Source organism: Roseomonas elaeocarpi, from assembly GCF_042433915.1.
Lineage (GTDB): Bacteria > Pseudomonadota > Alphaproteobacteria > Acetobacterales > Acetobacteraceae > Roseomonas > Roseomonas elaeocarpi.
Genome location: NZ_JBHLUN010000017.1, coordinates 104,979 through 118,220 on the forward strand (window position 1 = coordinate 104,979; position 13,242 = coordinate 118,220).

General features: G+C 70.7%; 11 protein-coding genes. 7 read left to right on the forward strand and 4 right to left on the reverse strand.

Going from position 1 to position 13,242, the window contains the following annotated elements; all coding sequences use genetic code 11:
• Positions 1-355: 355 nt before the first annotated feature.
• The 7 genes from ACFFGY_RS21005 to ACFFGY_RS21035 all read left to right on the forward strand — a co-directional run bounded on the left by ACFFGY_RS21005 (position 356) and on the right by ACFFGY_RS21035 (position 7,507).
• The gene (locus ACFFGY_RS21005) at positions 356-1,471 is read left to right on the forward strand and encodes an NAD-dependent epimerase/dehydratase family protein (RefSeq protein WP_377046492.1); all 1,116 of its coding nucleotides are present in this window, start codon (positions 356-358) and stop codon (positions 1,469-1,471) included.
• Positions 1,468-2,562, forward strand: a complete 1,095-nt coding sequence (locus ACFFGY_RS21010; protein ID WP_377046493.1) for an SDR family NAD(P)-dependent oxidoreductase — start codon at positions 1,468-1,470, stop codon at positions 2,560-2,562. The genes ACFFGY_RS21005 and ACFFGY_RS21010 overlap by 4 nt, the downstream gene beginning before the upstream one ends.
• Positions 2,563-2,605: 43 nt before the next feature.
• Positions 2,606-3,727: a CgeB family protein gene (locus ACFFGY_RS21015; RefSeq protein ID WP_377046494.1), complete on the forward strand. Its 1,122-nt coding sequence runs from the start codon at positions 2,606-2,608 to the stop codon at positions 3,725-3,727.
• Positions 3,724-4,494 carry a TIGR04290 family methyltransferase gene (locus tag ACFFGY_RS21020; protein WP_377046496.1) on the forward strand — a complete coding sequence of 257 codons (771 nt, stop codon included), beginning with the start codon at positions 3,724-3,726 and terminating at the stop codon, positions 4,492-4,494. Before ACFFGY_RS21015 ends, ACFFGY_RS21020 begins: the two co-directional genes overlap by 4 nt.
• On the forward strand, positions 4,491-5,402 hold the full coding sequence (locus tag ACFFGY_RS21025) for a glycosyl hydrolase (RefSeq protein ID WP_377046497.1): 912 nt from the start codon (positions 4,491-4,493) through the stop codon (positions 5,400-5,402). Before ACFFGY_RS21020 ends, ACFFGY_RS21025 begins: the two co-directional genes overlap by 4 nt.
• A 93-nt stretch (positions 5,403-5,495) precedes the next feature.
• Positions 5,496-6,509: an MDR/zinc-dependent alcohol dehydrogenase-like family protein gene (locus tag ACFFGY_RS21030; RefSeq protein ID WP_377046498.1), complete on the forward strand. Its 1,014-nt coding sequence runs from the start codon at positions 5,496-5,498 to the stop codon at positions 6,507-6,509.
• A 5-nt stretch (positions 6,510-6,514) separates the two neighbouring features.
• Positions 6,515-7,507, forward strand: coding sequence for a Gfo/Idh/MocA family protein (locus ACFFGY_RS21035; RefSeq protein ID WP_377046499.1), 993 nt, complete (start codon positions 6,515-6,517; stop codon positions 7,505-7,507).
• A gap of 49 nt (positions 7,508-7,556) precedes the next feature.
• Here the strand turns inward: ACFFGY_RS21035 and ACFFGY_RS21040 are convergent, their stop codons facing one another.
• The 4 genes from ACFFGY_RS21040 to ACFFGY_RS21055 all read right to left on the reverse strand — a co-directional run bounded on the left by ACFFGY_RS21040 (position 7,557) and on the right by ACFFGY_RS21055 (position 13,213).
• Positions 7,557-7,898 (reverse strand): YbaB/EbfC family nucleoid-associated protein, encoded by a 342-nt coding sequence (locus tag ACFFGY_RS21040; protein ID WP_377046500.1) that lies wholly within the window; start codon positions 7,896-7,898, stop codon positions 7,557-7,559.
• 838 nt (positions 7,899-8,736) lie between these two features.
• The gene (locus ACFFGY_RS21045) at positions 8,737-10,083 is read right to left on the reverse strand and encodes an MFS transporter (RefSeq protein ID WP_377046501.1); all 1,347 of its coding nucleotides are present in this window, start codon (positions 10,081-10,083) and stop codon (positions 8,737-8,739) included.
• Between the two features lie 79 nt (positions 10,084-10,162).
• Positions 10,163-10,966, reverse strand: a complete 804-nt coding sequence (locus tag ACFFGY_RS21050; RefSeq protein WP_377046502.1) for a GntR family transcriptional regulator — start codon at positions 10,964-10,966, stop codon at positions 10,163-10,165.
• A gap of 213 nt (positions 10,967-11,179) precedes the next feature.
• Positions 11,180-13,213, reverse strand: coding sequence for a DNA polymerase III subunit gamma/tau (locus tag ACFFGY_RS21055; protein WP_377046503.1), 2,034 nt, complete (start codon positions 13,211-13,213; stop codon positions 11,180-11,182).
• Positions 13,214-13,242 lie beyond the last annotated feature (29 nt).

Consider the following 13,242-nt stretch of genomic DNA (forward strand, 5'->3'; position numbering starts at 1 on the left):
TGTTGAATCAGGCGCCAAGAACTTGCACTCCCCTCAGCCATCTGCCGGGATCGCATGATCCCGGGAGGGACGGAGTGCGACACCGGATGCACTTGAGCTTGAATGTAGCTTCGGGCTTCATGAAGCGGCAATCAAGGAACCCCTGCCTTGAAGTGCCGCAACGGAAATGTGAACGGCGCGTGACCCTGTTCAAGCGGGCAAAATCAGGTGAGAATCCAGGCCGAATGTCCTTCGCCGGGCGCCGGGCGGGACCACTGTCCGCGTGTTCCGGCTGCCACCACATGATCCCTGCCGGGTGCTGCCGCACGGCCGTTGCCGGGCAGAACGATGGGCTGAACCTGCTGGAGAGCGTGCCTTGACGGAAACGATCCTGATCACCGGCGGTGCCGGCTTCATCGGGCGCTACGTGTCGCGCGCCCTGCTGGCGCAGGGCCACCACGTCCGCGTCCTCGACAGCTTCCTGGAGCAGGTGCACGCGCATCGCGGCGCCGACGGCCTCGACTCCGAGGTCGAGATCATCCGCGGCGACGTTCGCGACAGCGACGCGGTGCGGCGCGCGATCAAGGGCGTGGACAAGATCGTCCACCTCGCGGCCGAGGTCGGTGTCGGGCAGAGCATGTACGCGGTGGACCGCTACGTGTCGGTCAACGACCACGGCACCGCGGTGCTGTTCCAGCAGCTGATCGAGAACCCGGTGAAGCGCGTCGTGGTGGCCTCCTCCATGAGCGTTTACGGCGAGGGGATGTACCGCGACGCCGACGGCAACATGGTCGAGGATGCGGTGCGTGTGCCGCGCAGCGGCCCCGACGCGCCCTGGGACCCGGTGGATGCGCAGGGGCGCCCGCTGGTGCCGGTGCCGACGCCGGAATGGAAGCGCACCAACCTCGCTTCCGTTTACGCCATCGGCAAGTACGTGCAGGAACGGCTGACGCTGACGCTGACCAATGCCTACGGCATGGAAGGCGTGGCGCTGCGGCTGTGGAACGTTTACGGCGCGGGGCAGGCGCTCTCGAATCCTTACACCGGCGTGCTGGCGATCTTCGCGGCGCGGCTGCAGAACAACCAGCCGCCGATGATCTTCGAGGACGGTTTGCAGCGCCGCGACTTCGTGCATGTCGAGGACGTGGCGCGCGCCTTCCTGCTGGCGCTGGAAAGCCCGAAGGCGGTGGGCGGCGTGTACAACGTGGCGAGCGGCGTGGACCGCACGGTGCAGGAGGTAGCGGCCGACCTCGCGCGGGCGATGGGGCGTGACGGGCTGCTGCCGGAGATCACCGGCAAGACGCGCGCGGGCGACATCCGCCACAACATCCCCGACATCACCAAGATCCAGCAGGAGCTGGGCTACCGCACCGAGCGCACCGACTTCACCGCCGACCTGGCGGAGCTGGCGGAATGGGTGGCGCGGCAGCAATCGCTGGACAAGGTGAGCCAGGCGCGCAACGAGCTGGAGCTGCGGGGTCTGGTGGCATGACGACGGCTTCTGCCGTTTCGTCGCCGCGCCTGGGTGCGGGGCGGCGGCCGATCCTGGTGACCGGCGGCGCGGGCTTCATCGGCTCCAACCTCGCGGATCGCCTGGCGAGCGAAGGGCACGACGTTCTGGTCTTCGACGCGCTGATGCGGCGCGGCGTGGAGCGCAACCTCGAATGGCTGCGGGCGCGCCATCCGGAGCGCATCACCACGATGGTGGCCGACGTGCGCGACGGGGATGCGCTGCGCGAGGCGGTGCGTGACGCGAGTGCGGTGTTCCACCTCGCGGCGCAGGTGGCCGTGACCACGAGCCTGACCGACCCGGGCGCCGATTTCGACATTAACCTCCGCGCGACCTTCGAGCTGCTGGACCTCCTCCGGCAGCGGGGCGAGGCGGTGCCGGTGGTCTTCGCCAGCACCAACAAGGTGTATGGCGACCTCGCCGACGTGGCGCTGGAGCGGGTGGGCGATGCCTACCAGCCGAGCGATCCCGCGGTGCGCGCTCGCGGCATCGGCGAAGCGCGGCCGCTCGACTTCCACACGCCCTACGGTTGTTCCAAGGGTGCGGCGGACCAGTACGTGCTGGATTACGGCCGGTCCTTCAACATTCCCACCGCGGTGCTGCGGATGAGCTGCATCTACGGCCAGCGGCAGATGGGCACCGAGGACCAGGGCTGGGTGGCGCATTTCCTGATCCGGGCGCTGCGCGGCGAGGCGATCAGCATCTACGGCGACGGCTATCAGGTGCGCGACGTGATGGACGTCGGCGACGCGGTGGCGGCCTACGTCGCGGCGTGGCAGCGCATCGACGCGGTGCGCGGGCGGGCCTTCAACCTCGGCGGCGGGCCGGCCAATGCGGTCAGCCTGCGGCAGGTTCTGGCCGCGATCACCGAGATCGTCGGGCACCCGGTGGAAACCAGCTTCTCGGGCTGGCGCGCGGGCGACCAGCACTACTACGTGTCCGACACCACCGAGGCGACGCGGGCATTGGGCCTCGGCCGTGCCCGGCCCTGGCGCGAAGGGCTGGCCGCGCTGGCGGACTGGCTGCGGTCGCAGCACGGGATCGCGGCGCGGGCGGAAGCGGCCCCGCTGTGACGGGCCGCATCGCGGAGGGCCGCCGGACTGGGCGGCCGCGCGCATGAAATTCGTCTACCTCACGCATTCCCTGCTGTCCTGCTGGAACCACGGCAACGCGCATTTCCTGCGCGGCGTGCTGCGTGACCTCGTGGCGCGCGGGCACGAGGTTCTGGCAATCGAGCCGCGCGGCGCCTGGAGCCTGGAAAACCTCCTGCGCGACCACGGCGAGACCGGGCTCGACGCCTTCCGGATGAAGTACCCGGAACTTCGCACCGAAATCTTCGACGACGCGGCCGCGGTGGAGCAACACCTCGACGGCGCCGACGTGGTGATTGTCCACGAGTGGAACGAGCCGGAGCTCGTGGCCGCGGTGGGGCGGCTGCGCCGGCAGGGGGCGCGCTTCCGCCTGCTGTTCCACGACACCCACCATCGCGCGGTGAGCGAGCCGGAAGCGATCCGCCGCTTCGACCTGTCGGGCTACGACGCGGTGCTGGCCTTCGGCGAAACCCTGGCCGAGGTGTACCGGCGCTGGGGTTGGGAAGGACGCGTCTTCGTGTGGCACGAGGCCGCGGACACCCGCCTGTTCCACCCACCCGAGCACGAGGGCTCGCGCGAAGGGCTGGTCTGGATCGGCAACTGGGGCGACGGGGAGCGCAGCGCCGAGCTGGAGCGCTTCCTGCTGGCGCCCGCGAAGGCGGTGGGCTTGCCGCTCGAGATCTACGGCGTGCGCTACCCGGAGGAGGCGTTGGCGATGCTCGGCCGCTACGGCGTGCAGTATCGCGGCTGGCTGCCGAACGCCCGGGCGCCGGAGGTTTTCGCGCGGCACCTGGCCACGGTGCACGTGCCGCGCCGCTTCTACGTGGAAACCCTGCCGGGCATCCCGACCATCCGCGTTTTCGAGGCGCTGGCCTGCGGCATCCCGCTGGTTTCCGCGCCCTGGAGTGACGCCGAGAACCTGTTCCGCCCGGGGCAGGACTTCCTGGTGGCGCGCGACGGGGCCGAGATGGAACGGCACCTGCGGGCGCTGCGGGAAGATCCGGGCTTGCGCGAGTCCCTGGTTCGCAGCGGCCTCCAAACCATCCGGGCGCGGCACAGCTGCGCCCACCGCGTGGACGAGCTGCTGGCGGTGCTGCGCAGCCTCGACGGCGCCCAAACCCCCATCATGGAAGGGCAGGCGCGATGAGCCAGGCCACGAAGCTGTCGCCCGACGAGATCCGCCGCCGCGCCGAAGCGCTGGGCGAGTGGTTCCACAACATCGACCTCAACGGCGTGAAGACCGCGCCGAACCACTTCCTTTACGACTACCCGGCGCAGAAGTGGCGTCGCTTCGCCCATGCCGTGCCGGCGGACCTGACGGGCAAGTCGGTGCTCGACATCGGCTGCAACGGCGGCTTCTACTCGCTGGAGATGAAGCGCCGCGGCGCCGCGCGCGTGCTGGGCATCGACTGGGACGAGCGCTACCTGGCGCAGGCGCGCTTCGCGGCCGAGGTCAGCGGCCTCGACATCGAGTTCCGGCAGATGTCGGTCTACGACGTGGGCGCGCTGGGCGAGCGCTTCGACCTCGTGATCTTCATGGGCGTGCTCTATCACCTGCGGCACCCGCTGCTGGCGCTGGACCTGATCCACGAGCACGTGGCGGGCGACATGCTGCTGTTCCAGTCGATGCAGCGCGGCGCCAAGGATGTCGCGCCGGTCGAGCGGGACTACGACTTCAGCGAGACGGCGGTGTTCGACCAGCCCGGCTACCCGAAGCTGCACTTCGTCGAGCACAGCTATTCCCACGACCCGACCAACTGGTGGGTGCCCAACGCCGCCGCGACGGAGGCGATGCTGCGCTCCGCCGGCTTCCGGATCGAGGCGCACCCGGAGCAGGAGGTCTATCTTTGCCGGCGCGTCGAGGCCCCCTACGGCGCCGCCGCCGTTTATCCCCCGAAGGAGCCGCGCGCGTGATCGAAGCCGCGATGATCTGGAACGAGCCCAACAACAAGTCCCACTGGGACCAGGAGGTCGATCCGGGTTGGGTGATGTTCGCCGACATGGCGAAATGCGCCGGCGACGCCATCCACGCGGTGAACCCGAAGCTGACGCGCGTGCTGGGCGGCATCTCGCCGATCGATCCGGGCTTCATGCGCAACATGCAGGAACGCGGCGTGCTGGATTCGGTGGACGCGGTGGCGGTGCACGGCTTCCCGCTCGACTGGAACCTGTGGAAGATCGACGAGTGGCCGTCGCAGATCGAGGAGATCCGCGCCGTTACCAATAAGCCGATCTGGGTGAGCGAGGTCGGCATCTCGACCTTCGGGGCCGAGGAGGTGCAGGTCTGGGGGCTCAACCGCACCGCCGAGCTGCTGATCGGCAAGGCGCCGCGCATCCACTGGTACAGCCTGTATGACCTGCCGCAGGCCTGGGGCGCCACCACCCGCCACCGTGAGGCGGAGGGTTCCTCCTACTACCGCCACTTCTACATGGGGCTGCTGCGCGAGGACGGCTCGCCCAAGCCGGCCGCCGAGCATTTCCGCAAGCACGCGCCGCAGATGGGCCTGTGCCAGTGGTTCCACTACCAGGATCACCGGCTGGACGAGGCCGTGGCCTGGATGAAGCGCATGGGCGTTACCTACCTGCGCACCGGCCTGTCCTGGGCCGACAGCTTCCGGCCCAATGCGCTCGACTGGTTCGACCGGCAGATGGAGGCGCTGCAGGATTTCGACGTCACCGTCACCTTCTGCTTCACGCCGGAACACCGCGGCATCGCGCCGCACCACACCAGCGCGCCGCAGGTGAAGGAGGAGTTCGCGGAGTTCTGCGCCTCCATGATCCGCCGCTACGCCCCGGCCTCCGCCCAGGTGGCGGCGGCCTGAACAGCTGCACGTGCTGACCGGACCGACGATGTTTGATGCCGCTGCATCCGGGGGCGTGACCCCGGCGGAGTCCACGATGCGGGAGCACGGCGCATGGGCGTGACGACCGAAGCGCCTCCGGCCCCCGTTGCGGCGGAGGCGGTCGCGACCATGCGCGCCGCGGTGCTGACGGCGCCGGGGCGGATCGAGGTGCAGGAGGTCGCGCGTCCCGAACCCGGGCCCGGGCAGGTGCGGCTGCGGCTGGAAGGCTGCGGCGTCTGCGCCTCCAACCTCACGCCCTGGGCCGGGCCGGACTGGATGCAGTTCCCGGCCGCGCCCGGTGAGCTCGGCCACGAAGGCTGGGGCACGGTGGATGCGCTGGGCGAGGGCGTGGAGGGCTTTCGCCTCGGCGACCGGGTGGCGGCGCTGAGCTACCGCTCCTTCGCCGAGTACGACCTTGCCGAGGCCCGCAACCTCGTGCCGCTGCCCGAAGCGCTGGCGGACCAGCCCTTCCCCGGCGAGCCGCTGGGCTGCGCCTTCAACATCTTCCGCCGCAGCGGCATCGAGGCGGGGCAGACGGTGGCGATCGTCGGCATCGGCTTCCTGGGCGCGATCCTGTGCCGCCTGGCCACCGATGCCGGGGCGCGGGTGATCGCGATCTCGCGCCGCGCCTGGTCGCTGGACCTCGCGCGGCGGATGGGCGCGGCGGAGGTGATCCCGATGGAGGACCACCACGCGATCATCGAGCGGGTGAAGACGCTGACCGGCGGCCAGTTCTGCGACCGGGTGATCGAGGCGGTTGGCAAGCAGTGGCCGCTCGACCTCGCGGGCGAACTGGTGCGCGAACGCGGGCGCCTCATCGTCGCGGGTTATCACCAGGACGGGCCGCGTCAGGTCAACATGTGGCTGTGGAACTGGCGCGGCATCGACGTGATCAACGCGCATGAGCGTGACCCGGCTGTCTACGTCGAAGGCATCCGCGAGGCGGTGGCGGCGGTGGCGGCGGGGCGTCTCGATCCCGCGCCGCTCTACACCCACCGCTTCCCGCTGGAACGGCTGGGCGAGGCGCTGGACGCCACGCGCGACCGGCCGGACGGCTTTCTCAAGGCGCTGGTGAGCTTCCGGTGAGCGGCATGACGGGGCGCAGGCCGCGCCTGGGCTTCCTCGGCACCGGCTGGATCGGGCGCCACCGCATGGCGGCGATCCTCGAGGGCGGACAGGTGGAGGCGGTGGCGATCTCCGACCCATCCGCCGAGATGCTGGACCAGGCGGCCGCGCTGGCGCCCGGCGCGGCGCGGGTGGACTCGCTCGACGCCATGCTGGCGCTGGAACTCGACGGGGTGGTGATCGCCACGCCCTCCGCCCTGCATGCGGAGCAGTCGATCCAGGCGCTGGAGCGCGGCGCCGCGGTGTTCTGCCAGAAGCCGCTGGGCCGCACGGCGGGTGAGGCCGAGGCCGTGGTGGCCGCCGCGCGCCGGGCGGACCGGCTGCTCGACGTGGACCTGTCCTATCGCGCGACGGCGGGGATGCGGCGCATCCGCGAGGTGATCGCGGGCGGCGAGCTCGGCCACGTCTTCGCCGTGGACCTCGTGTTCCACAATGCCTACGGGCCGGACAAGGCGTGGTTCTACGACCCGCAGCTTTCGGGCGGCGGCTGCGTGATGGACCTGGGCGTGCACCTGGTGGACCTGGCGCTCTGGGTGCTGGACTTCCCGGAGGTCACGGCGGTGTCCGGCAGGCTCTTCTCGGGCGGCGCGGTGCTGCGGCCGGAGGACGGTAAGGTCGAGGACTACGCCCTGGCCACGATCGAGCTGGCGGGCGGCACGGCGGTGCAACTGGCCTGTTCCTGGAAGCTGCCGGCGGGCTGCGACGCGGTAATCGGCGCCAGCTTCTACGGCACCGGGGGCGGGGCCGCGCTGCGCAACCGCGACGGCTCCTTCTACGACTTCGTGGCGGAGCGCTACCGCGGCACCTCGCGCGAGGTGTTGGCGGAACCGCCGGATAGCTGGGGTGGCCGCGCCGCCGCGAACTGGGCGGGGCGCCTCGCCGCCGGCGCCGGCTTCGACCCGGCGGCCGAGCGCCTGGTCGAGGTGGCGCGGGTGCTCGACCGCATCTACGGCCGCTAGGCGCCCCGTGCGGTCCGGCCCCCGAGACCGGCCGCACGGCGCGTGAGGCTCAGAACGGCAGCTTGAAGCCGCCGAGGCCGCCGCCCATGCCGGGGATGTTCAGCCCGGCGGTGGCCTTCTGCATCTCCTCGGCGGCGATCGCCTCGACCTTGTTCTTGGCGTCGGCATGGGCGGCGACCAGCAGGTCCTCCAGCACCTCGCCTTCCTCAGCGGACAGGAGGGAGGGGTCGATCTTGACGCTCTTGAGCTCGCCCTTGCCCGACAGCGACACCTTGACCATGCCGGCGCCGGCCTGACCGTCGACGACCTGCGCCTCCAGCCTCGCCTGCATTTCCTGCATCTTGGTCTGCATCTGCTGGGCCTGCTTGAGCATGCCGCTGAGGTTCTTCATGCGCGTCGTCCTGCTTCTCGGTGAGGGTGGCGTGTCGCAGGCGAGTATCTAGGGCACCGACCCCGCCACGTCAGCCCGCCCGGCCTTGAGCGGGTGGGGAATCCTGCTCTGCTGCGCCGGATCCCGGGCAGGGGGATGGGAGCGGGATGATCGACCTCGAACGTGTGCGGGCCGACACGCCGGCCACGGCGCGGCGCGCCTGCTTCCACAATGCCGGCACCGCGCCCTGGCCAACCGGCTGCGCGACGGCCTGCGAGCCATTCCCGGCGCCGCCGTGCGCGCGCGACCTGGGGCATGACCCATCCGCCATCGTGAGCTTCACGCCGGACGGGCAGCGGGCGCGCGACGTGGTGGCGCGGGCCGGGGCGGCACACATCAGCATCGGCGCTTCGGAACCTTCCTCGACACGCCTCGATGCCGAGGCACGAGGGCTGCCGACGCTGATCCGCGCCGCTCTACAACACGGAGGCGGAGATCGACCGGCTGGTGGCACTGTGCGAGCGGCTGATGCGGGGCGCCGCGGCGTAGGGGCGGGACCGCCGTGGCCAGGAAGGAGGGAGAAGGAGTTCTCCCTCCTTCCCGGACCCTTCCACCCTCATCCCTTTTTCGGGACGCTGCCGCGGGAGTGTGGCTGGCGGTGTGCGCTCCGGCTCGATGAGCCGGAGCGAGCGACGGTTCAGCCAGCGCTGACAGGAGGCTTTGATTCTTCCGGGCAGTGCTGGCGGCCGTCGTACCGCGACGGGCTTTCAACGTTCCCGCGGCAGCGTCCCGGAAAAAGATGAGAGGGGGAGCGGGGGAGAGAATTCCTTCTCTCCCCCGGGACAGAGCCCAACCCCGATCAGACGGCCGAGCGGCTCGGCAGGGCGAAGCGGCGGATCTCGCCCACCACCACGAGGTAGCTCAGTGCCGCTACCACCGCGTTGGCGCCGATGAACACCAGCGCGCCGTTGAAGGAGCCGGTGCTCTGGATGATGTAGCCGATGATGATCGGCGTGGTGATCGAGGAGATGTTGCCGAACATGTTGAACAGCCCACCGCTCAGCCCCGCGATCTCGCGCGGCGCGGTGTCGGAGATCACGGCCCAGCCCAGCGCGCCCACGCCCTTGCCGAAGAAGGCCACGGCCATGATGAACACCACCAGCCACTGCGCGTCGACGTAGTTGCACAGCACCATGCTGACCGACATCAGCATGCCCGCCACGATCGGCGTCTTGCGGGCAGCGGTGAGCGAGTAGCCGCGGCGCAGCATGGCGTCCGACCAGATGCCGCCCAGCACGCCGCCGGTGAAGCCGCAGATCGCCGGGATCGAGGCCACGAAGCCGGCGTTGAGGATCGACATGCCACGCTGCTGCACGAGGTAGACGGGGAACCAGGTGATGAAGAAGTAGGTCAGCGCGTTGATGCAGAACTGGCCGAGATAGATGCCCAGCATCATGCGGTTGCTGACGAGGTCCTTGATAAAGGAAAGCTGCGGGCCTTCCTTCTTGCCGGCGCGGCTTTCGGTCTCGTCCATGTTCACCAGCGCGCCGCCCTCGGCCATGTAGTCCATCTCGGCGCGGCCGAGGCGCGGGTGCTCGTGCGGGCTGTAGATGGTCCTGAGCCAGATCAGGCTGATGACGATGCCCACGATGCCCATGAAGTAGAAGGGATAGGGCCAGCCGTAGGAGGAGGTGAGCCAGCCCATCACGGGGGCGAAGAACACGGTGGCGAAGTACTGCGCCGAGTTGAAGATGGCGGACGCCGTGCCGCGCTCGTTGGAGGGGAACCAGGCGGCGACGAGGCGGCTGTTGGCCGGGAAGGAGGGCGCCTCGGCAAAGCCCACCAGGAAGCGCAGCGCGAACAGGGCGTAGAGCGCCGCCGCCGTGGCCATCAGCTCCACGCTGCCCTGGAGGAAGGTGAAGATCGACCACAGGAAGATGCTGCCGAAATACACCTTCTTGGAGCCGAAGCGGTCCAGCAGCCAGCCGCCCGGGATCTGCCCGATCACGTAGGCCCAGCCGAAGGCCGAGAAGACGAAGCCCATCTCCACCGGGCTGAAGCCCAGTTCCTTCGAGAGCGCCGGACCCGCGATCGCCAGCGTGGCGCGGTCGGCGTAGTTCACCATGGTGACGGCGAACAGCATCGCGACGATGCCGAAGCGGACGCGGCCTTTCCTGACCTCCGCGGTGAGAGCGGCTGATGACATGGAAGCGGTTCCTCGAGGACTCTGCTGTGCAAGCCGCCTGGCGTGGCGGGCAGTTTTGGGGATCAGTCGCGCCGCAGCGTCAGGGCGGTGCGGCCGACTGGGGTTGAGAGGGCTCCTGGGCACCGCCGGCGGCCGCGGGCCGGGAGCGGCGTCGGAGAGGGCGGAAGCTGTCCGGTGCGTCCTCGAAGAGCGTCGGGTGATCCCGCATCACTTCCTCCGTGGACACGAAGACGCCGCGCAGGTGGTGGCGCATCGCCTCGGTGGCGCCCGCCGCATCCCCGGCGGAGATGCGGTCGATGATGCGGGCGTGTTCCTCCAGGACGGATTGCCGCTTCGAGGGGCGCTGCACCGACAGGTAGCGGATGCGGTCGAGATGAATCCGCGCCATCTCCACCACGGTCCAGGCCGCCGCCTGCCCGGCCAGCGCCATCAGCTGCTGGTGGAGCGCTTCGTCGGCCGCGAGGAACTCCGCCTCGCTGTCGCAGAGCCGCTGCCGGTCCAGCAGGAGGCGCAGCTCCGTGACCTGCGCGGGCGTGCGCAGCGCTGCGCCCAGGCCGACGGCTGCGCATTCCAGCGCCTCGCGCACGAACTGGCTTGAGCGGATGCGCGCGGTCGAGATCGGCGACACGAGGGTGCCGCGCTGCGGCTGGATCGAGACGAGGCCCTCCTCTTCCAGCTTGCTCAGCGCTTCGCGCACCGGCGTGCGGCTGACGCCGAAATCCTGCGCCAACTCCTTTTCCGACAGGGTCTGCAGGGGAGGGTAGTGACCGGAAACGATGCGGCCCCGGATCAACTGATGGAGCTGCAAGGCCGCGGTGGCGGGGCGGCCGCTCCGCAGGGGTGCCGCCACAAAGGTCCCTCGCTCCCGGATGTCGCTTCGCATGCGGGCACTCTTATAAAAGACATACTAGCATGCAAGTTGCATTTTCGTCATCTGCGCGCCGGCCGCCGAGGTCGGCGTGGCTATTCCTGCGGAAGTTCAGGGTTCTGCGTCGTCCGCCCGGCCCGACGGCCGGTGCCCGCCGTCGCGACGCGGGAATGCTGCGGAAGCCGAAGGGCGGAAGCCGGGAACCGGGCGTGCCGGCCCGGCAGCGGCTCAGTCGAAGTCCGACAGCCCCGCGGGTTCGGCGTCGGGCGGGGCGAACTCCCGCTCGTCGCCCTCTTCCATCCCCGCCGTGCCTTCCGCCGCTTCCTCGAGGGCCGCGGGCGGCAGGCCGTACTCGTCGAGCGACTCGTCGCGCACCGCATCCTCGCCGATCTGCGCGCCCGGAAAGGCGGCGAGCACGGCCTGGACCAGCGGGTGGCTCAGCGCCAGCTCGCGGGTCTGCGCCGCGACGGCCTTGCCCTGCTGGGCCAGGGTCGGCTCGCCGGCGTCGTTGGACAGCACCACGGTCCAGCGCTGCCCCGTGGTTTCCGCCAGCAGCACCGTCAGCTGCGCGGCCAGGTCGCGAGGGGCCTGGGGCAGGGGTCGCAGCTCGATTCGGCCGCGCGCGAACTCCACGAGGTGGACGCTGTGCACGAGGTGGGCGTGCAGCATCGGCCGGCGGCCCGAGGCCAGCATGACCACCTCGCGGAAGGAGCTGGGCTGCGGGGCGGGCGCGGGGGCCGCGGCCGCCACCGGCATCTCCCCGCCGGCGGCCATGCGGATGCCGTCGGGCGGCTGCGTCGCGGCGCCACCGCCGGGCGGCATTCCGGGCTCGGCTGGGGAAAAACCGCCGTTCGGCGTGCCGGATGCGGAACCAGCCACGCTGCCGGAGCTGGAACCATTGGAGCCGGCGAGATCGGAGTTCGCACTCCCCTGCGCGGTGCCAGCCTGCGCGCCAGTGCCGAGCGCCGGCGCGCCGTTGGACAGGCGCCGCAGAATCTCGCCCGGCGTCGGCATCTCCGCCACGTGGGCGAGGCGGATCAGCACCATCTCCGCCGCGGCGCGGCGGTCGGGCGCGTGGGCGAGTTCCTCCAGGCCCTTCAGCAGCATCTGCCAGGCGCGTCCCAGCACCGGCACCGACAGGCTGGCGGCCAGGGCGCTGCCGCGGGTGCGCAGCTCCTCCGGCAGGCCCGGGTCGTCGCGCAGCGCGGGCACGGAGCGCAGGCGGGTTAGCTGGTGCGTGAGCTCGGCCAGGTCGGAGAGCAGCACGCCGGCATCGGCCCCGTGTTCGTGCGCGCGGTCCATCTGCCGCAGCATGGCGGCGACGTCGCCGCGCATCGCGGCCTCCATCACGTCGAGCACCAGGGTGCGGTCGGCGAGGCCCAGCATGTCGCGCACGGCACCGGCCGTGACGAGGCCGCCTTCCTCCGACAGCGCGATCGCCTGATCCAGCAGCGACAGCCCGTCGCGGGCGGAGCCGTCGGCGGCGCGGGCGATCATCGCCAGCGCCTCGGGCTCCAGCTTCGCGCCCTCGCGCTCGCCGATGCGGGTGAACAGGCCCGACAACTCGGCCTGCGACATGCGGCGCAGGTGAAAGGTCTGGCAGCGCGACAGGATGGTCGCCGGAACCTTGCGCAGTTCGGTGGTGGCGAAGATGAAGCGCACGCCCGGCGGCGGTTCCTCCAGCGTCTTGAGAAGCGCGTTGAAGGCCGGGCCCGACAGCATGTGGACCTCATCCAGGATGAAGACCTTGCAGCGGCCCTGGACGGGGCGGAAGCGCACCTGTTCGCGCAGTTCCCGCACGTTGTCGACGCCGTTGTTGCTGGCGGCGTCGAGCTCGGTCACGTCGGGGTGGCGGTCGGCGAGGATGGCGCGGCAGTTGGGGCAGACGCCGCAGGGGTCCACGGTCGGGCCGCCATTGCCGTCCGGCCCGGTGCAGTTCAGCGCGCGGGCGATGATGCGGGCGGTGGTGGTCTTGCCGACGCCGCGGATGCCCGTGAGCATGAAGGCGTGGGCGATGCGGTTCTGGGCGAAGGCGTTGCGCAGGGTGCGCACCATCGCCTCCTGCCCCACCAGGTCGGCAAAGGTGGTGGGCCGGTATTTCCGGGCCAGGACGCGATAGGGCTGGGTGGGCTCGGGTTCCGGCAGCGGCGCCGGGACGGGCGCCGCGGCGGGTGCCTCGCCGAAGAGACCGGGGCCGTCGGCGGGCGGCTCGGGGATCTCGTCGTAAGCGGGCGCGTCTTGGTCGGCGTGGTCGCTGGGCATCCGGTTCCGGGAGCTGGAGCGCGAGGGCC